Raw genomic sequence first — 19,733 nt, 5'->3', positions numbered from 1 at the left:
CCCCCAGCGTCTCCCCGCGCCTGACGTCGAACCCCACGCCATCCACGGCCTTCACCACGCCACGCACCCGGCCGAGCGCGCCGCCTCGCACCGGGAAGTGCACCTGGAGGTCGCGGACCTGGAGCAGCGGCGTGGAGTTCATGGCGCGGGCACCGGGTTGTGACAGGCCGCCCACTGCCCTTCTCGCGGCGAGGTCAGCGCGGGCTTCACGTGCGCACAGACGTCCAGCGCGCGCTCACAGCGCTCCCGGAACGCACAGCCGGCAGGCAACTGCCGCAACGGTGGCACCCTTCCGGGAATGGCCCGCAGCCGCGCCCGGGAAGTTCGAGCGCCGCCCACGTCACGCCTGGACGGAATCGAGCGCAGCAGGCCCGCGGTGTACGGGTGCGCGGGCTGGGAAAACAGCGCTCGCACCGGGGCGCGCTCCACCACCCGGCCCGCGTACATCACCACCACCGCGTCGCAGCTCTCCGCCACCACGCCCAGGTCGTGCGTAATCAGCAGCACCGCCATGCCCCGCTCGGCCTGAAGCCGCGCGAGCAGGTCCAGAATCTGCGCCTGGATGGTGACGTCCAGCGCGGTGGTGGGCTCGTCCGCGATGAGCAAGGCCGGGTCACACGCCAGCGCCATCGCCATCATCACCCGCTGCCGCATGCCTCCGGAGAGCTGGTGTGGATACGCGTCCACGCGCTCGGCCGGCGCGGGGATGCCCACCTGCCGCAGCATCTCCACGGCCTTGTCCCGGGCCTGCGCGCGCGAAGCGCCCAGGTGCAGCCGGACGCCCTCGGCAATCTGCTCGCCCACGGTGAACACCGGGTTGAGCGACGTCATCGGCTCCTGGAAGAGCATCGCCGCGTGACGGCCGCGCACCCGGCGCAGCTCGGCCTCCGGCAGCGTCAGCAAGTCCCGGCCCTGGAAGCGAACCTCTCCGCCCACCACGCGCACCGGCGGCTCCGGCGCCAGCCGCAGCAGGGACAGCGCCGTGAGGCTCTTGCCACACCCGCTCTCCCCCACCACGCCCAGCGTTCCACTGGGGGGCAGCGCGAAGGACACGTCGTCCACCGCGCGCACCGGCCCTGCCTCCAGCGCCAGCTCCGTGGTCAGCCCTCGGACGTCGAGCAACAGCTCCTGGCCCACGGGCGTCACGGCGGCGGTCACTTCTGGGCCAGCTCCTCCAGGAACTCCCCTTCCTGGATGACGCCCTTGCGGATGAGCAGGCGAATGAGGCTGGCCACCATGCGGGCCGGCTTCACCTTCTCCGTGTCCAGCGAGGCATCCTCGCCGCGGGAGATGCGCTCGATGTCGTCCAGGATGGCCAGGTCCTCGTCGGAGAACTGAGGCGTGGGCGTGAGCGGCACCGACGGACGCGAGCCCTGCGCCGCCCCTCCGAACATCACCACCGGCACGCGCGGCCGGCCCTCCGCTCCGTCTCCCTCCGCGTCGGGAGGCGGAGGCGGCGGGGGCCGCACCGGGGGCGAGGCCTTCCGGCCCAGCAGGTCATCCAGCGCGTCCGCGCCGGCGTCGCCGTCGGTGGCTTCCGGCGGCGGCGGCGGGGGCGAAGCCGAGCCTCGGAGCGAGGGGGGACGCGCAGCGGGGGGCGGAGACGGCGGTACGGACTTGGGCACGGGCTTCGGAGCCTCCGGGAAATCCCATTCGAGCGGCGCGCCAGCGGCCACGGGCGGAGGCGGCGCACCGTCCTCGTCCTCCAGGGCCACGGCTTCCACGATGTCCAGCGGCTCGCCCCGGGCCCGCGCCAGCGCGGCGTCCAGGTCGTCCGAAGCCGCCACGAAGACGCGCATCTGCTTGCGGAGCTGGAAGCGCAGCTCGTCCACGAGCGTCACGTCCGCCGGGTCATCCACCGCGACGAGGATGCGCTCGCTGCGGCCTTCCACTTCCTTCCGGAACGGCACGATGCGGTGCTCGGACTGGAAGTCCAAGGACACCAGACTCACGACGTTCGCCGGAATCTCCTCCGGCAGCTCCACGAAGGGAAGCGCGTGCTGGGCGGACAGGGCCTGTGCGATGTGGGTGGGCGTGCACAGCCCCTGCGCCACCAGCACCTCACCCAGGCGCTGACTGCCGAAGGCGCCCCGACGTCCCAATGCCGCGCGGACCTGCTCCTCCGTCACGACGCCGGCCTCGACGAGCAGCTCACCAATCTTCTTGCGCATGGGGGACTACCGCTTGACCTTCGCGAGGTACTCCTCGCGGCTGAACACGCCCTTCTCGATGAGCAACTCGACCATCGCCTTGAGGGCGGCGACTTCCTTGCGCTGCACTTCTTCCACGCTGCGAAGCAGCTCCGCCGGGCTGCCGGAGGCCGCCGCGGGACGGGCGGCGGGAGCCTCGGGCGCAGGGGCGGGACGGGCCGAGGCCGGACCGGCGCGCGGCGAGGTCGCCACGGCCGCCGGGTCCAGGTCCTTGAGGTTCTTCACCACCGTGCGGCCCTGGGCGTCCACCACCTTGAAGTTGGTGTCGGCGTCCTCCAGCTCGTGGTTCTGCTCGTAGATGCGCGCGAAGGCCCGGGCAATGGAGGTCCGGCCCGCCACGTTGGGGATGATGCGGCACTTGGTGATGGCGCGCAGTTCGTCCAGCATGCGCACGTTGAGCGGATCCGACATCGCCACCACCAGCGACTTGCCGTCATCCCGCACCTGCAGCGGCAGCACGGAGAAGTCCCGCGCCGTCTGGGCCGGAATCTTCGCCTTCACGTGCGGCTGCACCATCTGCACCGCATCCAGGTTCACCGCCGGCATTCCCAGTTGCTTGGACAGGGCGCGCACCAGGATGTCCTCGGAGACGAGGCTCATCCTGACCAGGATTTCGCCCAGCTTGCCGCCCCACTTCGCCTGTTCGGCGAGCGCGGCCTTCAGCTGGCTCTCCTGAAGCACGTTCGCCTTGATCAGCAATTCGCCAAGCTTGATCTGTGCCATGTCGTGGCGCGCACTCTAGACTGTCTCGGCAGCGTGCGCCCCTTCTTCCGCGCCTGCTCGGTCAGGAACCCGGTGCCAGGGGCGCGGACGACCCGGAGGCGGGCGCCCCGGCGGGCAGCTCCCGGCCGGCCTCATCCACCTCCACCACCCGGGCTCCCTCGGGGGGGACCAACTCGTAGAGTGTGAGGTCCGGTCGCGCGTTGAGTTTGATCTGCTGGTAGCGGACCTGGAGCTTCGTCTTCGCCTGCTTCGCCTCCAGCGACACCCGGCCCGGGAAGATGAGCCCGCCCTGCTCCAGGAAATCCTCGAAGCCCAGGTCGTACCCCGGGATGCCCCGCACCTGACTCTTCATGATGCGCAGGTACTTGGTGTGGACGTCGAGCACCTGCGTCGCCGGGCCCCGGTGGAGCGTCAGCACGTAGACGCCCTTCTTGCGGTCCAGCTCCAGCGTCATCCGCTCCGGGGGGATGAGCGGCACCTGCCCGAGCATGATGGGCACCAGCTCCTCGCCCGGCAGCATGACCGGCAGGAAGCGGGACACGTTGGCGGGGCTGGCGGGGCCCTGGTACCAGGTGTTCGTATCCGCCTGATACAGCCCGAAGCGCTGTCCGTCGGACACCAGGGAGGCGAGCGGCCTGTTGAAGAAGTCGAACGTCTCCAGGTGCAACATGGCCGGCCGGGTGACGGCGATGAACATGCTCAGCGTGCCGCTCTGGTCGGGCAGTTCGGCGCGCAGCTTCGCGTCCCCCTCCAGCGTGACGACGTTCTCCTGGTTCTTCACGACGCGCTGATAGACGGTGTCCGCATCCGTGAGCTCGCCTTCAGGGCCGAACTCGATTCGCTTGGGACAGCCAGAACAGAGCACTACCAGGAAGATTGCGACGGCTGCGCGGTTCATATGTCCTAGTCTGGGCCAAGCCGCCCTGCCCGGTCACCCACCAATGAGCCTGAACGACATCCTCCATTACCTCCGCCTGGGTGGCGTCACCCTCGCCATGCTCATCTTCGCCTCGGTCGCGGCGCTGATTGTCGCCGTCGAGCGCATCATCGCGCTCTGGGGCGTGGGCGAGCGTTCACGCGCCTTGGGTGAGACAGTGAACAAACACCTGCTGCGCGGGGACGTCGCCGCGGCCCGCACCGCCGCCGAGCGCTCCGACGCGGTGGCCGCCGACATCTTCCTGGCCGGGTTCGACCGGATGGAGCGCAGCCGCACCGCCGGGGGCGCTGGCATCGAGGCCGCGGTGGAGCGCGAGCGCGCCCAGGTGGCCCTCAAGCTGCGCCGCTACCTGTGGATCCTGGCCACCATCGGCTCGATTACGCCCTTCGTGGGCCTCTTCGGCACCGTGGCCGGCATCATGCGCTCCTTCAAGGACCTGGGCCTGGACGTGGAAGCGGGCGGCACGGGCGGCAGCGTGGCGGTGATGACGGGTATCTCCGAGGCCCTGGTCGCCACCGCGGTGGGCATCCTGGTCGCCGTGCAGGCGATGGTCTTCTACAACTACTTCCAGGCCCGCCTGTCCCGCGTGCTGGTGGAGCTGCGCCTGATTGGCGATGAGTTCGTCGAGCTGCTCAAGGAGCGGGCCGCCGGCCTGCCGCCGTCCGAGCCCATGCCTCCCGAACCGCAGGCCGCCCCCGCCACGCGCACGGACGCCCAGCCCGCCTAGGCCGGAGGAGAACGCACCATGGGCATGGGAAAGACTCCGGGCAGCGACGACGGCTCCGAGGATGGCGTCTTCGCTGAAATCAACATCACCCCGCTCACCGACATCTTCCTGGTGCTGCTCATCATCTTCATGGTGACCAGCTCCGTCATCGTGCAGCAGGGGCCGGGCGGCGGCGCCAAGGCCGGCCTCAAGGTGAACCTGCCCAAGGGCGGCGCCGCGGACGTCACCGCACGCACCACGGACCTGTCGGTGGCGGTGCTCGCGGACGGGCGCTTCATGCTGGCCGGCAACGTCGTCTCCCAGGACGAGCTGCAGCAGGCCTTCGATGACGCCAGGCAGAAGGACGAAGAGACGGTGGTCATCGTCCAGGCCGACGAGGGCGTGCCCCACGGCACCGTGGTGCAGGTGATGGAGCTGGCCAAGAAGGCCGGGCTCGCGCAGCTGGCCATCGGCGTGCGCGAAGGCGAATAGGCAACACCTTCCCGCTGGAAACACCAAGGCCACCCAGGGCAGCGCGCCCGGGTGGCCTTTGATGCTTCAGGCGCCCCGCATTTCAGCGGGGCGCGGACTCAGACGGACGCGAAGGCGGCGTCCGAGATGTCCATGGGCGAGGTGTCCTCCATGGTGAGCATCTTCGCCGCCTGCTCCACGTTGGGCAGCACGTTCCGCGCGTACCAGAGGGCGCTGTACTTCTTGCCCTCGTAGAAGGCGTGGTCCGGGTGGTCCGCGGACACGGAGGCCTTCGCCTTCTCCGCGATGAGCGCCGCGTCCAGCAGCAGCCAGCCCACGGCGACCTCGGACATCATGTTGAGGAAGCGGTTGGCGGACAGCGGAATCAGCGGGAACTTGCTGCCGTCCTGCGACCAGCCGAACACCACCATGGCGCTGGCCATCAGGGCCTCCTGCGCCGCGGCCAGGGACTTCACGGCCTCGCCGTAGACGGCGTGCTCGCGGTGGGCCTCGATGAAGGAGCCCACGTCGCCCATGAACTGCTGGAAGTGCATGCCGCCCGCCTGGCCCATCTTCCGGCCCACCAGGTCCATGGCCTGGATGTGGGTGGTGCCCTCGTAGATGGAGAAGATCTTCGAGTCGCGGGTGTACTGCTCCACCGGGTAGTCCTGGATGTAGCCGGCGCCGCCGTAGATCTGGATGGCCTGCGCGCACAGGCGGAACGCCTGCTCGGAGCTGTAGGCCTTCACCAGCGGGGTGAGCAGCTCCACCTGGCCCTTGTGGTAGGTGGCCGCGTCGTCGTCCTTGCCGGCCAGCTGGCGCGCCTTGTCCAGGTGCATGGCCAGCTTGATGATCAGCGAGCGGATGCCCTCCACGTGCGCCTTGATGTCCAGCAGCATGCGGCGGACGTCCGGGTGCTCGATGATGGCGGCGCGGGGCGCGGTGGGGTCCTTCCACTTGGTGAAGTGGGAGCCCTGCTTGCGGTCCTTCGCGTAGTCCAGCGCGTTGTAGTACGCGGCGGACGCCAGGCCGATGCCCTGGATGCCCACGGCGATGCGCGCGCCGTTCATCATCTTGAACATCTGGCTCATGCCGACGTGCTCGACGGTGCCCACGAGCTCGCCGACACAGTTGTCGTTCTCACCAAAGTTGATGACACAGGTGGCCGAGCCGTTGATGCCCATCTTGTGCTCGATGGAGCCCACGCCCACGTCGTTGGGCTGGCCCGAGCTGCCGTCCGCGTTGATGCGCAGCTTGGGGACGATGAACAGCGACAGGCCCTTGGTGCCCGGCGACGCACCGTCGATGCGCGCGAGCACGAGGTGGATGATGTTCTCCGCCATGTCGTGGTCGCCGCCGGAGATGAAAATCTTCGTCCCGCGGATGTTGTAGGTGCCGTCGCCGTTGCGGCGGGCCGTCGACTTGGCCGCGCCCACGTCCGAGCCGGCGTGCGGCTCGGTGAGGCACATGGTGCCGCCCCACGTGCCGTTGAGCATGCGCTCCACGAACTGTTTCTGCTGCGCGGGCGTGCCGCACTCCGCGACAACTTCCGCCGCGCCGAAGGCCAGGCCGGGGTACATGTTGAACGCCGAGTTGGCGCCCGACAGCAGCTCCTCCACCGTCACCTGGAGCATCATCGGCGAGCCCTGGCCGCCGTGCTCCGGGCTCACGCCCACCGTCTTGAAGCCCTGCTCGTAGAGCTTCTTCCACGCGTCCTTGAAGCCCGTCGGCGTGAAGACGGCGCCGTTCTCCACCCGGCAGCCCTCCCGGTCACCCACCGAGTTGAGGGGCCCGAGCACCTCGCGCGCGAAGCGATACGTCTCCGACAGCACCGCCTTCGCTTCGTCCGGACCCCAGGCATCGAACGGCGCCTGGCCGGCCACCTGGCCGAAGCCGAACTGCTCGAACAGCGTGAAGAAGATCTCTCGAAGGTCGGTCTTGTAGGTGTTGATCCCGGCGGACATGGCCACTCCTGCGTGACGGCTCGCTGCCCGCCCTCAGTGAAAAAGGATGAGGTCAGCGGCGCGTTGAGACGCAGGAAGTGTGGCGGCGACTGATTTTTGAGTCAACCCCGAATGACACCTCGCGTTGAGGGGCGGTCAGAACCGCCCCTCGAGACGCGGTGCGCCTGCCTACTTCTTCGCCTTCTTGGCGGAGGGAAGCGTGGCTGTCTTGGCCGCCGGCTTTTCCCTGGGAACCGTCTTCTTGGAGGTGACACCCTCGCGGCGCTCGTCCGCCTCGTCGCCCTCCTCGCTGGAAGCGGAGGCGCTGGTGGAGGAGGCGGGCGCGGCGGCGTTGGCGCTGCTCAGGCTCTCCCGAGGCACCTCCACCACGATGGGGGACTGGCCGGAGCGCTGCCGGTTCTCGTCCTCCAGCGAATAGAAGAGCTGGATCTGCGAGGAGCCCTTCATCAGCAGTTCGCCCTTCTGGTTCTCCGCCCAGAGGTCGATTTCGACGAAGTAGCGGCCCCCGGAGCCGTGCCGGTCGCTCACGCGGCCCTTGCAGACGACGGTGTCACCCGGCCACACCATCTTGATGAAGCGCACGTTGTAGCGCCGCATCTGCCCGCCCCGGGCCCAGTCACTGATGAGCTGGCCGAGCATGCCCATGACGAGCATGCCGGGCGCGTAGACGCTCGGCATGCCCACGCTCTTGGCGTAGAGCTCGTCCACGTGGACCGGGTTGAAGTCTCCGGACGCCCCGGCGTAGCGCGACAGCTGGACGCGGTCGACGGGCGCCTTGGCCAACGCGGGCAGTTCGTCCCCGACGCGGATGGCTTCGAAGTACAACTTGCGCGCGGGCATCACGGGGTCTCCTTGGCGGCGCGGACCACCAGCGTCCGGCGGGCGCGGAACACGAGGTTGCCTTCCTCGTCACGGCCTTCGTCCTCGATGACCGCGATGTCCATCTTCCCGGACATGCCCGGCCGCTCGAAGACGTCGGAGACGCGCGTGGAGACGTAGATGCGGTCCCCGGCGAAGATGGGCCGCTCGTAGTCGAAGCCCTGCTCCGCGTGGAGCAGGCTCTTGATGCCCACGCCCAGCAGCTCCCGCAGGTCCGCCGCCGAGTGGAAAGACGCGGGGAACGTGGGGGGCGCGATGATGGTGGGGTAGCCCGACGCCCGGGCGTACTCCTCATCGTAGTAGATGGGGTTGTAGTCCCCGATGGCCTCCGCGAAACGACGGATGGCGCCCTTTTCGACCTCGTTCAGCGTCGGCGGCGAGGCGCGACCGATCGCGTTCTTGTCCAGCATTTCCTCTCCTGACTCTAGCGTCCGGCCGGAAGCTCGAGCACCGTGAGGAGCCCAGCTTCGGCGGCCGTCAAGCGTGGCGCGGCATTCACCAGCGCATTCGCGGTGGCCCGGTCGCCCGCCACTCCCCCCGGGATTTCCAACACCAGCTTCGGGTCAGCGTCGATTTCGATACGGTCCTTGGGGTCATCCGCCCCCACCGCGAGGGTCAACTCCAGCCGCACCCGCTCCTGTCCGTCCTCCAACCCCACCACGGACTGGAACATGCCAGCCACCCTTCCCTTCCTGACGGGAAACGCGCCGCCGGAGATGTCCTCCTCGGCGAACACGGGGGCTACTTCTTCTTCGAAGTCGTCGCAATCCAGCCCCAGGCCGAGGGCCGCGAGCGCCGCGGACTCAACAAGGCCAACGTGGCCCAGTTGCTCACTGTCCACCAGCTCGAAGAACTCCTCCTCCGTCAGCCCCGCGCCCACAATCCGCTGCAAGGCCGGGCGGCGCGTCCGCGCATCCACCACGCGGGTGACGGTGGCACGACGGACCGGACCGCACACCTGTCCGGCAACCGCCACCAGCCGATCCAGCACGAAGCCCGGATTGACGCCGGTCCCCACCACGGCAACGCCCGCCTTCTGCGCCGCCTGGTCCAGTTCGTCCGCCAGCTCCGGGTACTTCAGGTACGGGAAGGCCAGCTCCTCACAGGTGCTGGCCACGGGCAGTCCCAGCTTCACCGCCTCCATCACCTGGTCGAACACCTTGGGCAGCCGCGAGCCGGTGGCATGCAGCACCACCACGCCCTTGCGCTTGCCCACGGCCTGCGCCAGCGAGGCGGAGACCTTCACACGAGGGGCGGGACCTCCCAGGACATCACCCAAGGGGCGGCCCACCAGGCCGGATTGCACGTCCACGGCCCCGATGAGCTCCACCTCAGGTGAAGACATCGCAGCCCGGGCAATTTCCTGACCGATGAACCCCAGCCCCATCACCACCACCGGCACGGGCCCTTCCGGGGCTTTTGCCATCGGAGATTGCTCCACGATTCCAAGGGGTTAGCGATACAGTCCAGCGTTGCAGCGCACCATAAATCACACCTTGGCGACCAGGCAAGCGTGACGTGGTTCTGCCTCTCTTCCTGAATGGCAGAACCTCCAAGGATTTCCATGGCTTAGAAGCCCATCACCGGCCTGGGGGGTCTTTTGGGGGCGCGTAGCGGCGTGTATAAAGCTGTACAAGCACGCTGTCCTGGAGGCACCTCGGGCATGGATCGCATCCTCGTCGTGGACGACGACGTCCTCATCCTGGCCGCCCTGTCACGCATCCTCCAGGCAGAGGGGTACGACGTCGTCACCCACAGCGACCCGGCGGTGGCCGCCCGGGAGGTCGGCTTCCAGGTCGTGCTGACGGACTTCATGATGCCGTACCTCAACGGCATCGAACTGCTCGGCGCCCTTCGGGAGAAGAACCCCAAGGCGGTGCGGCTGATGCTGACGGCGGCAGCGGACTTCCGCACCGCCTCCGAAGCAGTCAACCGCGGCGAGGTCTTCCGGCTGCTGGGCAAGCCCTGGTCACTCAGCGACCTGACGAGCAGCGTCCGGCAGGCCTTCGCGCACTACCGCCTGGTGGACGCCAACGAGCGGCTGTCGCGCGAGGTCGCGGAGAAGAACGCGGAGCTGGTGGCCATCAACCGCGACCTGGAGCGGCGGGTGGTGGAGCGAACCGCGGGGCTGCTCGACGGGCTCATCAGCGCCCTGGACTACCGCGATACGGAGACGCAGTGGCACTCGCGCCGCGTGTCGCTCTACTCCCGCCGGCTGGCCCAGGAGGTGGGGATGACGGGCGGAGCGCTGGACGTGGTGGAGCAAGGCGCGCTGCTGCACGACATCGGGAAGATTGGCGTGCGCGACTCCATCCTGCTCAAGCCCGGTCCGCTCACGCCGGAGGAATGGGTGGAGATGCGCAAGCACCCGGAGTTCGGCTACCGGATGCTGGCGAAGATGCCTTACCTGCACGAAGCCGCGCTCATCGTGCTCCAGCACCAGGAGCGCTGGGACGGCAAGGGCTACCCGCAGAACCTGGCGGGCGAGGACATCGTCCTGGGCGCGCGCATCTTCTGCCTCGCGGACACGGTGGATGCGATTACGTCCGACCGGCCCTACCGCAAGGGCCGGCCCATGAGCGTGGCGCGGGATGAAATCCGCCGCTGCGCGGGCACCCAGTTCGACCCGGCGCTGGCGGAGGCCTTCCTCGGCATTCCGGAGACGGAGTGGCAGCGCATCCGCCAGGAAGTCGAGGCCTTGGAAGCAGCGGAGAACGAGCGCTGGAACAGCGACCCGCTCGGTCCTCCCGCGCCCCTGGCCCGTGCCAGCGGCGCCTGAGTCAACGCTTCAGTGCGCCAGCTCCATCGCGCGCACTTCGCGGATGACGTCCCCTTCCAGGAGGGCGTCGACCACGTCCATGCCGGACACCACCTCGCCAAAGGCCGTGTAGCGGCCATCCAGGTGCGGCTGCGGGGCGTGGGTGAAGAAGAACTGGCTGCCGCCGGTGTCCTTCCCGGCCAGGGCCATGCCCAGGGTGCCCCGGCCATAGGGCCGACGCGTCATCTCGCAGCGGAGGGAGTACCCCGGTCCGCCCTCACCGTCCCCTCGCGGGTCTCCACCCTGCGCGACGAAGTCCGGCACCACGCGGTGGAAGGTGACGCCGTTGAAATAGCCCTTGCGCGCCAGCGCGTGGAGGTTGCCCGACGTAAGGGGTGCCTCGTCCACGTCCAGCCGCACGGTGATGTCCCCCTTGTCGGTGCGCAGCACGAGCCCCGCGCGCGCCGGGGCGGCCACGGGCCGGAAGGTGTTCGCGGACAGCTCCACGCGCGCCGAGCGCACCCGCTGCCCCGTCAACTGCGTGAGGGCCTGCGCCGCCACGCGCCGCACGTTGGCGTGCGGGTGCATCAGCCATTCACGCAGTCGGGGCTCGGCGGCCGGGCCCTGCAGCGCCACCAGCGCGCCCGCCACCGGCTCGGCCAGGTCTCCCGGCGTCTGCGGCACACGTGCCGCCAGCGCCTCCACGGCGGGTAGCGCGGCCGCGTCCTTGAGCACACCCGCGGTCGCCGCCGCCGCGCCCGCCACCACGTCATCCTCGCCTTCGATGAGCTCACGCACCGGCGCCGCCGCCTCGGACACGGGCCGCGCGGACACGGCTTCCAGCGCCGTCAGGCGCACGCGCGCCTCGGGGTGACGCAGGTACTTCACCGCGAAGCCCGCCCCTCCCTGCCCCTTCGACTGAGCCACCTCGCGCAGCCCCAACGCCAACCGGCGCGCCTCGGGCACGCGCCCATAGCCGCAGCCCAGGACTTCCTTCAGTGCTCCCTCCTGCCGGTCCACCGCCGCCGCCAGCCGGCAGTCCAGCCAGGCCAGGTCTGCTCGCGCGACATCCGAGGCCGCGCCCCGCTCCGCGTCCGCCAGCGCGAGCCGCAGCGACTCCAGGACGGGACGCCCGAAGGCGGGCAGGCCCTGCTGCGCCAGCGCCAGCAGTGCGTGTCCCTCCGCCGACCGCGCCAATGTCTCCACCGGCGCCTTCGCGCCCTCCGGCGCAGATGCCCCCGCCGCCGCCGGAGGCGCCATGCCCCGGGCCACGCGTTTGGCTCGCGCCGCCAGGGCCTCCAGCGCATCCACCGCGGTGCACGGTCCACTGCAAGCCGCCGCCAGCTTCGCCAGCGAGCGCGCCGCCTCCGCCGCCACACGCGGAACCGTGTCCTCCAAGAGCCGCCCGAGGACCACGGCATCCTCGGGACCACCCACGTCACCAAAGCCCTTCGCGCACGAGGCCCGCACGTCCGCGTCCACATCCCCCAGGCAGCGGCGCAGCGCGAGCAAGGCCTCGGGCCGCTTCACGGTGGCCAGGAAATGAGCCCCTGCCTGACGCGCCTCCACCGGCCGCTCGGCCGCGAGCAGCGCCTCCGCTGACGCCAGGGGCACCTGGGCAACCACCGCCGCGCCGCGGGTGCGTGCGAGGACACCCAACGCCTGCGTGGCCCAGGCCGCCTCCGCCCCATCCGATTCGCGCATCCGCTCGGACAGCCACGCCACGGCTCCGGGTGTCCCCAGCCGGCCCACGGCCTCCACCACCGCCCGCCGCACGTCCGCGTCGCGCTCCGTCCGCCCGGCTTCCAGCAGCGCCTTCTCCAACGCCGCGAGCTCGGCATCCACCAGGGGCTCCCAGGACAGGGCGAGCACGCCCGCGGCGAAGGCCGCCTCGCCACGTACCGCCGCGTCCTCATCCTTCAGCGCCGCGATGACGGTCTCCAGGGTGGCCGGGTCCTGGATTCGCGCCAGCGCTCGCAGGGCCCGAGCACGCACCCGGGCATCCGGTGCGCTGGCCGCCAGCGACACCAGGGCCCCATGTCCCAGCGAGCGCGCGTCCTCCCACGCCTGGATGCGCTCGAGCGTCTGCGCGTCCACGGGAGGCGGCTTCACCGGCGGCACGGAACGGACGCATCCGGACAGCAGCGAGAAAGCGACGACACATGTCGACAGGGCACGGACGGAGTGCGAGCGGCGCATGGCGCGGGCCTAGGTCAATTCCCCGCGAAAATCCAGGGGTTAGGCCGCGAGGGGTTTGACACGCAAGGCCAGCGCTCCGAAGATGATACGTGGATTCTCTCCGCGGGAGCGTTGGTCCTGAACTGCCCTGGCTGCGGCTCGAAGGTAGCCGCCAACACGTCCATCTGTTCCGTCTGCGATTACATCATCGATGGCTCGTTCCTCTCGGGGGAACCGCCGGCCGAAGAGTCTGAGGAGTCCACGGACGCGGCGGAGGACCCCCGCCGAGCCGCCAGGCCGCCTCCCCCGCGGCGCCCACGTCCGGCCGCAGGCAAGTCCGGAAGTCGGCCCGCCGCCGCGCCGCCGCCCGACTCAGACTCCACCAACATCCGGAGCATGGAGGACATCGCCCGCAGTGCGCCGCAGCAGCGTGCGTCGCGCGCAGCGGCGCCTCGGCCCGCGCCTCGCAAGGCGCCCGCTCCCGAGCCCGCGGCCTCGGTGGACCCGTGGGACCGCGCGGACTCGAACGACCGTGGTAGCAGCGCCGTCACCGACCCGGATGAGCTCATCCGTGACGCGAAGGAGCTGTTCGCTCAGCTCCAGGGTGGCGACAAGGTTGCGTTCTGGGGCGCGGCGGTGGTGCTGATGTCGTGCTTCCTTCCGTGGAAGGAGACGGCGGTGGATGGAGACGTGCTCGGCCTGATGAGCCTGGGCTTCGGCGCCTTCATCATGTCCATCCTCCTGCTGACGGCTGTCACGGTGCGCGTCAAGGGCTCGCTCCCGAACGTGAACCCGGTGGTGCCGTGGATGGGCCAGCTCATCGTCAGCATCGTGTGCCTCATCTGGTGCGTCGTGTTCATCAAGGTGTCGTCCGACACGACGATGGTGCCCACGCCCATCGGCAACTCGGAGATGATGAACTCATCGCCCAGCTTCGGCGTCTACGTGGCCATCCTCGGCGCGGTCGCCACACTGGGCGGCACGCTGCTGGGGCTCAAGGGCCAGTCCTCGCACTGAGCCTCCGCGCCTCGAATGAAAAAGCGCTGCCGCCCTCCGCGGCAGCGGGCTAGCGTCACCGGCCACCATGTCCGACGCCTCTCCCCTCCCCCGTCTCACCGCCGCGCTCGACGCGGCCGTCTTCGGACAGCAGCGCGTGCTGGAGGACCTGGTGACGGCCTTCCTCGCGCGCGGCCACGTGCTGCTGGAGGGCGTGCCCGGCGTGGCCAAGACGCTCACCGCGCGCAGCATGGCCGGCGCGCTGGGGCTGCTCTTCACGCGCATCCAGTTCACCCCGGACCTGATGCCGGCGGACATCCTGGGCACCAACGTCTTCCAGCCCCAGGACCACGCCTTCCGCCTCGTGAAGGGCCCCATCTTCACGGAGGTGGTGGTCGCGGACGAAATCAACCGCACCCCGCCCAAGACGCAGGCCGCGCTCCTGGAGGCCATGGAGGAGCGGCAGGTCACCATCGACGGCGTGTCCCACGCGCTGCCGCCCCACTTCTTCGTCGTGGCCACGCAGAACCCCCTGGAGCTGGAGGGCACCTACCCGCTGCCGGAGGCCCAGTTGGACCGCTTCCTCATGCGCGTGCGCGTGGGCTACCCGGAGGCCTCGGCGGAGACGACGATGCTCCGCGCCTTCCACCAGCGCGAAGGCAAGCCGGCCACCACCCGCCAGGTGCTGGATGCGCCCACGCTGCTGGAGCTGCAGGCGCGCGCCGCCCGCGTGTCGTGTGACGACTCCATCATCCAGTACGTGGTGGCCATCGTCCGGGAGACGCGCACCAACCCACGCGTGCGCCTGGGCGCCAGCCCCCGCTCGGCCCAGGCGCTGCTCGCGGCCTCCAAGGCCCGCGCCGCGCTGATGGGCACGGACTTCGTCACCCCGGATGACGTCAAGGCCGTCACCTTCAGCGTCCTCAACCACCGGCTGCTCCTCAAGGCCGAGGCCGAGGTGGAAGGCATCACCGCGGACGACGTGCTGAAGCAGACGCTCGAGCGGGTCCGAGTGCCCCGGTGAGCGCCGGGCGCCCCGTCCCCACCGGCCTCGCCGTGGCCCTGCTGGCGGCGGGACTCCTCCCGGCGGCGCTCGCGGTGGCCAGCCCCGCGTTCGGCTGGCTCGCGCTGGCGACGGACGTGGCCGTGCTGGCCCTCTGCGCCGTGGACTTCCTCCGGGCCCCCCGCGCCCAGAGCGTCTGCGTCTGGCGGCGCGTGGAGCCCGTCCTCTCCTCCGGCACGCGCAACGCCGTGCACGTGGCGATGGAGCGCCAGGACACCGGCACCGCGCCACTGCACGTGGAGGTCCGCGACGAGCCGCCCGAGGACATGGCCAGCAGCGGGCACCGGCAATCCCTCACCCTGCCCGCGGCACGGACCACGCCCCAGGAGCTCACCTACTTCGTCACGCCGCCTTCGCGGGGTGACGCCCGCTTCGGGGACGTGCACCTGCGGCTGCGAGGCCCCCTGGGCCTGTGCGCGCGACAGGTCCGCGTCCCCGCGACGATGGACGTCAAGGTGTACCCGGACCTCACCGCGCTCACCCGCGAAGCGCTGGCGCTGGCCCACGCCTCGGACGCCCCTTCCGCGCGCACACAGCGGCGGCGCGCCTCGGAGGGCCGGGAGTTCGAGTCGCTGCGCGAGTACCGCCCCGGCGACGACTACCGCCACATCGACTGGAAGGCGTCCGCGCGCCACGCCCACACCCTGGTGCGCACGTGGCAGCCAGAGCAGCACCAGCCGGTGCTCTTGCTGCTCGACTGCGGCCGGCACATGGCGGGCCGCATCCAGGAGCGGCGCAAGCTGGACCATGCGGTGGACGCGGCGCTGCGGCTGGCGCGCGTGGGACTGGAGGCCGGTGACGTAGTCGGCGTGCTGGCGTTCGCCAGCGGCGTGCGGGCCTACCTACCGCCACGCAAGGGCCGCGAGCACCTGCGGCTCATCACCGAATCACTCTACCGCACCGAGGCCGCGCTCGAGGAGAGCGACTACGGCCGCGCCTTCGACTTCGCCTTTGCACGCCAGACGCGGCGCGCCCTGGTGGTGCTGTTCACGGACCTGGTGGACCCGGACGCCTCCGCCAGCCTCCTCACGCGCACGCTGGCGCTGCGCCCCCGGCACCTGCCCGTCGTCGCCTCGCTGCTGGACGAGGACGTCCAGGCGGCGGCCCACGGCGTGCCCGCGCAGACGCAGGATGCCTACGCGCGCCAGGCCGCGGCACGGCTGGAGACGGAGTACCGGCGGACGGCCACCACCCTGCGGGACGCGGGCGCGCTGGTGATCCGAGCCCCCGCGCGCGGCTTCGGCGCGGCCGCGCTCAACGCCTACCTGGACGTGAAGGCGCGCGGACTGCTCTAGGCCTCTACGTCAAGTCCAGCGAAAGTTTTGTACGCAGTGTGCAGTCAACGTGTATCGACGCCGCTCGCAAAGAAGCATGCCAATCGCGCGGAGGCCGATTTTTCGGCCTCGGACACGACCCCCTTTACAGATAGGCGCGCGTCAACAAAATGGCCGGTCCTCGCCCGCCGTGACGGTGGGCGACCTCGAAAACACCACGGATGGAGAAGGTCTTGGCGGAGGTCGCGAGGGGATTCAGGGTGGAGGTTGAGGCGGACGCGGCGGCGGCGGCGGTGGCGGCACGGATGGAGTCCGAGTCGGCGGCGGCCCCCACGGCGTTGACGCCCTTCCATGAGCGGCTGCTGGCAGAGGAACTGCTGGCGCGCAGCGGTGACACGCAGCAACGGCTGGCGGGAGCGCTGTCGGAAGCGAAGGTGGACCTCAACCCGCACCAGGTCGAAGGCGCCATGTTCGCGCTCGACTCGCTGTCGCGCGGCGGCTGCATGCTGGGCGACGAGGTGGGCCTGGGGAAGACCATTGAGGCGGGGCTCGTCATCGCCCAGCTGATGGCCGAGGGGAAGTCGCGCATCCTCATCCTGGCGCCCGCCACGCTGCGCGCGCAGTGGAACAGCGAATTGCGGGAGAAGTTCGACCTGGACAGCGTCCTGGTGGACGGTCGCACCGTGCGCGCCACGGGGAACTGCTTCGACCAGCCCTTCCCCGTCATCTGCTCGCACCCCTTCGCGGCGAACAAAGCGCACCTGACGGCGGAGATTCCCTGGGACCTGGTGGTCATCGACGAGGCCCACCGCCTGCGCAACGCGCACCGGGCCAACAACAAGATGGGCCAGGCCCTGAAGGCGTCCCTGGCCGGCAAGCCCAAGCTGCTGCTCACCGCTACCCCGCTCCAGAATGACTTGATGGAGCTGTTCGGGCTGATGTCCCTGCTGGACGAGCAGATCCTCGGGCCCGAGCACGCCTTCCGCAGCCGTTACCGGACGGACGAGGCCGGTGGCATGCCGGAGGCCGCCGCCATCGAGCTGAAGGAGCGGCTGGCCCCCGTGGTGCAGCGCACCCTGCGCCGGCAGGTGCGCGAATACGTCCGCTACACCAACCGCCGCTCCATCGTGGAGGACTTCACCCCCTCCCCTGAGGAGCACGACCTCTACGAGAAGGTCAGCGAGTACCTCCAGCGCTCCGAGGCCGCGGCGATTGAGCCCGGCAAGAAGACGCTGCTGACGCTCTGCTACCGCAAGCTGCTGGCGTCCTCCACCTACGCCATCGCCCCCACCCTGCGCCGGCTGTCGGACAACCTGGAGAAGCGGCTCCAGGCGGCGAAGCTGGGCCAGCAGGCCCTGGCGATGTTCGAGCCCGAGGAGGCCAAGCAGTTCGTCGAGGAGGGCGAGGAGTGGTCGGACGACCCGGCCAAGGCGCCCAACGTCCGCGCGCTGGAGCAGGAGGTCTGGGAGCTGCGCCAGTACGCGGACCTGGCGGACTCCATCAAGGTCAACGCCAAGGGCGAGGCGCTCAAGCGCGGCCTGGACCGGACCTTCGCCGTGATGAAGTCGCACGGCTGGCCGGAGAAGGCGCTCATCTTCACCGAGTCCAAGCGCACGCAGCAGTACCTCTTCAACCTCCTGTCGGAGAGCGGCTACCAGGGGAAGATCTCCCTGCTGTCCGGAGACGCGGGCACGCCCGAGGACCGGCGCGCGCTGGTGGAGGAGTTCCGCCACCGCACGCAGATCCTCATCTGCACCGAAGCCGGCGCCGAGGGCCTCAACCTCCAGTTCTGCAACCTGGTGGTGAACTACGACCTGCCCTGGAACCCGCAGCGCGTGGAGCAGCGCATCGGCCGCTGCCACCGTTACGGCCAGCAGCGGGACGTGCTGGTCATCAACTTCCTCAACCGGATGAACGCGGCGGACGCCCGCCTCTTCGAACTGCTGGAGAAGAAGCTGAACCTCTTCGACGGCGTGTTCGGCGCGTCCGACGAAATCCTGGGCGCGCTGGAGAGCGGCGTCGACTTCGAGCGGCGCGTCCTGGACATCTACCAGTCCTGCCGGAAGCCCGAGGACATCAACATCGCCTTCGACAAGCTCCGCGAGGAGTTGGAAGGCCGCATCAGCAAGCGCATGACGGAGATGCGCTCGGTGGTGCTGGAGCGCTTCGACGGCGACGTGCGGCGCCGGCTGCGCGGACAGAACGAGCAGACGAAGGAGGCCCTGGCCAAGCGTCAGCAGGAGGCCCGTGCCCTCACCGCGTCCGTTCTGGGCAGCCGCAACTCGGGGCGGCTGGAGGTGGCCAAGGCCGCCTATGCCGTCAAGGAGCGCACCCAGGACGCGGTGAGCTACCTGCAACTGGACGCGGCGGGACTGCCGTCACGGCTGGCGCGGCTCGCGGGCAGCGAGGGCTGGTGGTTCGCGTACAAGTTCGAGACGACCGGCCTCAAGCCCGAGGAGAAGCTGGCCCACCTGGTGCTCGTGCGCGACAGGGACGGCTTCCGCGCCCTGCCCATGGCGGACGGCGCGCACTTCGTGAAGCTGGCGGCGAAGCCGGAGCGGCGGCGTCAGCCCGCGCCGGTGTCCGTGCAACTGATGCAGGAGCAGGCGCTGATGGCGGCGAAGGACGAAATCGTCCGGGCCGCGGAGCGGCGCAACGCCCTGGAGCTGGACAAGGCCAAGGAGCGCGCGGACCGCTACGTCGAGGACTGCCTCATGGAGTCGCGTGAGGCCGTGGAAGCCGCGCGGCAGACGTGGACTGAAGCGCGCAAACAGGTGGGGCTGGCCGAGGACATCGCCGACAAGGCCAAGGCCCGCGCGCACTCCGACCGGATGGAGCGCGAGTACCGCCGCAAGCTGTCCTCGCTCCGCAACGAAGAGGAGAAGCGGTACGCCTCCAAGGACCGGCAGTTGGCGGATCTGGCCAACAAGGCGAAGGTGACGGAGAAGCGCGCCCTCATCGCCTCTGCCTACTTCTGGCTGTCGTAGTCCGCTGGGCGCAGGCGCACCCACGTCGCGCCCCAGCCTCCGTCCCCTTCGCCCGCGGAACGGAACGACTCCACCTCCGGCAGCCTGGGGAGCAGCGACTGCACGGTGCGCCGCAGCGCGCCGGTGCCCTTGCCGTGGATGATGCGCACGTCCAGGACGCCCTTCTGCCGGCACGCCCAGAGGTACTCCACCACCAGGTCCTTCACGTCGCGCGGGTGGAAGAGGTGCAGGTCCAGGTTCCCATCAATGGGAATTTCTACCGCTTCGTCCTCGGAAGGCGGCGGCTCCGGCCCTTCGGGCGGGAGCGGCGGCTCATTCGCGTCGAGGACTGGCAGGCGCCTTCGGCTCACGCTCCCACTCCTGCTTCTCCTTCTCCGCCTGCAAGCGGCGCCGCTCGCGGGCGGCCTTGAAGCGCTCGGACAGCGATGAGACTTCGCCCTTCAGCGCGGAGAGGTTCGTGGAGATGCTGCCCGGGTCGCCTTGCTGGCGGCCGGCTGCCTGCTCGCCCTGGGCGCCTGCGCCCCCTGCGGACATCAGCTGGACCACCAGTGCCGCAACCGTCATGACTGTCATGGCCCCACAGGTAA

The 19,733-nt window shown here is 70.0% G+C and carries 18 protein-coding genes and 1 pseudogene; 7 read left to right on the top strand and 12 right to left on the bottom strand.

Annotated features, from left to right (window positions below):
- The 5 genes and pseudogenes from FL344_RS26190 to FL344_RS26170 form a co-directional block, all read right to left on the bottom strand.
- Positions 1 to 142, bottom strand: a pseudogene (locus tag FL344_RS26190) (peptide ABC transporter substrate-binding protein); the annotation flags it as partial.
- On the bottom strand, positions 139 to 1,158 hold the full coding sequence (locus FL344_RS26185) for an ABC transporter ATP-binding protein (RefSeq protein ID WP_141620434.1): 1,020 nt from the start codon (positions 1,156 to 1,158) through the stop codon (positions 139 to 141). The pseudogene FL344_RS26190 and the gene FL344_RS26185, both read right to left, overlap by 4 nt.
- Positions 1,155 to 2,171: a general secretion pathway protein GspE gene (locus FL344_RS26180; protein ID WP_141620433.1), complete on the bottom strand. Its 1,017-nt coding sequence runs from the start codon at positions 2,169 to 2,171 to the stop codon at positions 1,155 to 1,157. Before FL344_RS26180 ends, FL344_RS26185 begins: the two co-directional genes overlap by 4 nt.
- Positions 2,172 to 2,177: 6 nt before the next feature.
- Complete coding sequence (locus FL344_RS26175; RefSeq protein ID WP_141588746.1) at positions 2,178 to 2,933, bottom strand: general secretion pathway protein GspE; 756 nt, start codon at positions 2,931 to 2,933, stop codon at positions 2,178 to 2,180.
- 61 nt (positions 2,934 to 2,994) lie between these two features.
- Complete coding sequence (locus tag FL344_RS26170; protein WP_140864272.1) at positions 2,995 to 3,831, bottom strand: DUF4292 domain-containing protein; 837 nt, start codon at positions 3,829 to 3,831, stop codon at positions 2,995 to 2,997.
- 43 nt (positions 3,832 to 3,874) lie between these two features.
- Here FL344_RS26170 and FL344_RS26165 point away from each other — a divergent pair, with 43 nt between their 5' ends.
- Positions 3,875 to 4,597 carry a MotA/TolQ/ExbB proton channel family protein gene (locus tag FL344_RS26165; RefSeq protein WP_141588745.1) on the top strand — a complete coding sequence of 241 codons (723 nt, stop codon included), beginning with the start codon at positions 3,875 to 3,877 and terminating at the stop codon, positions 4,595 to 4,597.
- Positions 4,598 to 4,615: 18 nt separating this feature from the next.
- Positions 4,616 to 5,068, top strand: a complete 453-nt coding sequence (locus tag FL344_RS26160; protein WP_011554662.1) for a biopolymer transporter ExbD — start codon at positions 4,616 to 4,618, stop codon at positions 5,066 to 5,068.
- 98 nt (positions 5,069 to 5,166) lie between these two features.
- Here FL344_RS26160 and FL344_RS26155 read toward each other — a convergent pair whose 3' ends face one another.
- The 4 genes from FL344_RS26155 to FL344_RS26140 form a co-directional block, all read right to left on the bottom strand.
- Positions 5,167 to 7,011 (bottom strand): acyl-CoA dehydrogenase, encoded by a 1,845-nt coding sequence (locus FL344_RS26155; protein ID WP_090494308.1) that lies wholly within the window; start codon positions 7,009 to 7,011, stop codon positions 5,167 to 5,169.
- A gap of 168 nt (positions 7,012 to 7,179) precedes the next feature.
- The gene (locus FL344_RS26150) at positions 7,180 to 7,851 is read right to left on the bottom strand and encodes a MaoC family dehydratase (RefSeq protein ID WP_141620432.1); all 672 of its coding nucleotides are present in this window, start codon (positions 7,849 to 7,851) and stop codon (positions 7,180 to 7,182) included.
- The gene (locus FL344_RS26145) at positions 7,851 to 8,300 is read right to left on the bottom strand and encodes a MaoC family dehydratase N-terminal domain-containing protein (RefSeq protein ID WP_002636736.1); all 450 of its coding nucleotides are present in this window, start codon (positions 8,298 to 8,300) and stop codon (positions 7,851 to 7,853) included. The genes FL344_RS26150 and FL344_RS26145 overlap by 1 nt, the downstream gene beginning before the upstream one ends.
- 14 nt (positions 8,301 to 8,314) lie before the next feature.
- Positions 8,315 to 9,316: a dihydrodipicolinate reductase gene (locus tag FL344_RS26140; RefSeq protein ID WP_141588743.1), complete on the bottom strand. Its 1,002-nt coding sequence runs from the start codon at positions 9,314 to 9,316 to the stop codon at positions 8,315 to 8,317.
- Positions 9,317 to 9,553: 237 nt separating this feature from the next.
- Between FL344_RS26140 and FL344_RS26135 the strand changes: the two genes are divergently transcribed.
- Entirely contained in the window at positions 9,554 to 10,669 is a 1,116-nt protein-coding gene (locus FL344_RS26135; RefSeq protein WP_141588742.1) for an HD domain-containing phosphohydrolase, read from the top strand.
- Positions 10,670 to 10,678: 9 nt separating this feature from the next.
- Here the strand turns inward: FL344_RS26135 and FL344_RS26130 are convergent, their stop codons facing one another.
- Positions 10,679 to 12,847 carry a peptidylprolyl isomerase gene (locus FL344_RS26130; protein WP_141620431.1) on the bottom strand — a complete coding sequence of 723 codons (2,169 nt, stop codon included), beginning with the start codon at positions 12,845 to 12,847 and terminating at the stop codon, positions 10,679 to 10,681.
- Positions 12,848 to 13,222: 375 nt separating this feature from the next.
- Here FL344_RS26130 and FL344_RS38660 point away from each other — a divergent pair, with 375 nt between their 5' ends.
- The 4 genes from FL344_RS38660 (at position 13,223) to FL344_RS26110 (ending at position 19,146) form a co-directional block, all read left to right on the top strand.
- The gene (locus tag FL344_RS38660) at positions 13,223 to 13,843 is read left to right on the top strand and encodes a hypothetical protein (protein WP_194858628.1); all 621 of its coding nucleotides are present in this window, start codon (positions 13,223 to 13,225) and stop codon (positions 13,841 to 13,843) included.
- 67 nt (positions 13,844 to 13,910) lie between these two features.
- Entirely contained in the window at positions 13,911 to 14,846 is a 936-nt protein-coding gene (locus FL344_RS26120) for a MoxR family ATPase (RefSeq protein WP_141620430.1), read from the top strand.
- Positions 14,843 to 16,180 (top strand): DUF58 domain-containing protein, encoded by a 1,338-nt coding sequence (locus FL344_RS26115; protein ID WP_141620429.1) that lies wholly within the window; start codon positions 14,843 to 14,845, stop codon positions 16,178 to 16,180. Before FL344_RS26120 ends, FL344_RS26115 begins: the two co-directional genes overlap by 4 nt.
- 200 nt (positions 16,181 to 16,380) lie before the next feature.
- Positions 16,381 to 19,146, top strand: a complete 2,766-nt coding sequence (locus tag FL344_RS26110; RefSeq protein ID WP_141593633.1) for an SNF2-related protein — start codon at positions 16,381 to 16,383, stop codon at positions 19,144 to 19,146.
- Here FL344_RS26110 and FL344_RS26105 read toward each other — a convergent pair.
- Positions 19,128 to 19,496: a Smr/MutS family protein gene (locus FL344_RS26105; protein ID WP_140864294.1), complete on the bottom strand. Its 369-nt coding sequence runs from the start codon at positions 19,494 to 19,496 to the stop codon at positions 19,128 to 19,130. The genes FL344_RS26110 and FL344_RS26105 overlap by 19 nt on opposite strands.
- Complete coding sequence (locus tag FL344_RS26100) at positions 19,459 to 19,710, bottom strand: hypothetical protein (RefSeq protein WP_141593632.1); 252 nt, start codon at positions 19,708 to 19,710, stop codon at positions 19,459 to 19,461. The genes FL344_RS26105 and FL344_RS26100 overlap by 38 nt, the downstream gene beginning before the upstream one ends.
- Positions 19,711 to 19,733 lie beyond the last annotated feature (23 nt).

It is taken from the genome of Myxococcus sp. AB036A (assembly GCF_006547355.1).
In the GTDB taxonomy this organism is placed as follows: Bacteria; Myxococcota; Myxococcia; order Myxococcales; family Myxococcaceae; genus Myxococcus; species Myxococcus virescens.
This window is presented reverse-complemented; position numbering and strand designations above follow the sequence as displayed.

Coding starts and splice junctions, on each gene's coding strand:
- FL344_RS26170 (WP_140864272.1), bottom strand. CDS start 3,831: ATGAACCGCGCAGCCGTCGCAATCTTCCTGGTAGTGCTCTGTTCTGGC.
- FL344_RS26145 (WP_002636736.1), bottom strand. CDS start 8,300: ATGCTGGACAAGAACGCGATCGGTCGCGCCTCGCCGCCGACGCTGAAC.
- FL344_RS38660 (WP_194858628.1), top strand. CDS start 13,223: ATGGAGGACATCGCCCGCAGTGCGCCGCAGCAGCGTGCGTCGCGCGCA.
- FL344_RS26175 (WP_141588746.1), bottom strand. CDS start 2,933: ATGGCACAGATCAAGCTTGGCGAATTGCTGATCAAGGCGAACGTGCTT.
- FL344_RS26120 (WP_141620430.1), top strand. CDS start 13,911: ATGTCCGACGCCTCTCCCCTCCCCCGTCTCACCGCCGCGCTCGACGCG.
- FL344_RS26130 (WP_141620431.1), bottom strand. CDS start 12,847: ATGCGCCGCTCGCACTCCGTCCGTGCCCTGTCGACATGTGTCGTCGCT.
- FL344_RS26165 (WP_141588745.1), top strand. CDS start 3,875: ATGAGCCTGAACGACATCCTCCATTACCTCCGCCTGGGTGGCGTCACC.
- FL344_RS26160 (WP_011554662.1), top strand. CDS start 4,616: ATGGGCATGGGAAAGACTCCGGGCAGCGACGACGGCTCCGAGGATGGC.
- FL344_RS26150 (WP_141620432.1), bottom strand. CDS start 7,851: ATGCCCGCGCGCAAGTTGTACTTCGAAGCCATCCGCGTCGGGGACGAA.
- FL344_RS26135 (WP_141588742.1), top strand. CDS start 9,554: ATGGATCGCATCCTCGTCGTGGACGACGACGTCCTCATCCTGGCCGCC.
- FL344_RS26110 (WP_141593633.1), top strand. CDS start 16,381: ATGGAGAAGGTCTTGGCGGAGGTCGCGAGGGGATTCAGGGTGGAGGTT.
- FL344_RS26155 (WP_090494308.1), bottom strand. CDS start 7,011: ATGTCCGCCGGGATCAACACCTACAAGACCGACCTTCGAGAGATCTTC.
- FL344_RS26140 (WP_141588743.1), bottom strand. CDS start 9,316: ATGGCAAAAGCCCCGGAAGGGCCCGTGCCGGTGGTGGTGATGGGGCTG.
- FL344_RS26180 (WP_141620433.1), bottom strand. CDS start 2,171: ATGCGCAAGAAGATTGGTGAGCTGCTCGTCGAGGCCGGCGTCGTGACG.
- FL344_RS26100 (WP_141593632.1), bottom strand. CDS start 19,710: ATGACGGTTGCGGCACTGGTGGTCCAGCTGATGTCCGCAGGGGGCGCA.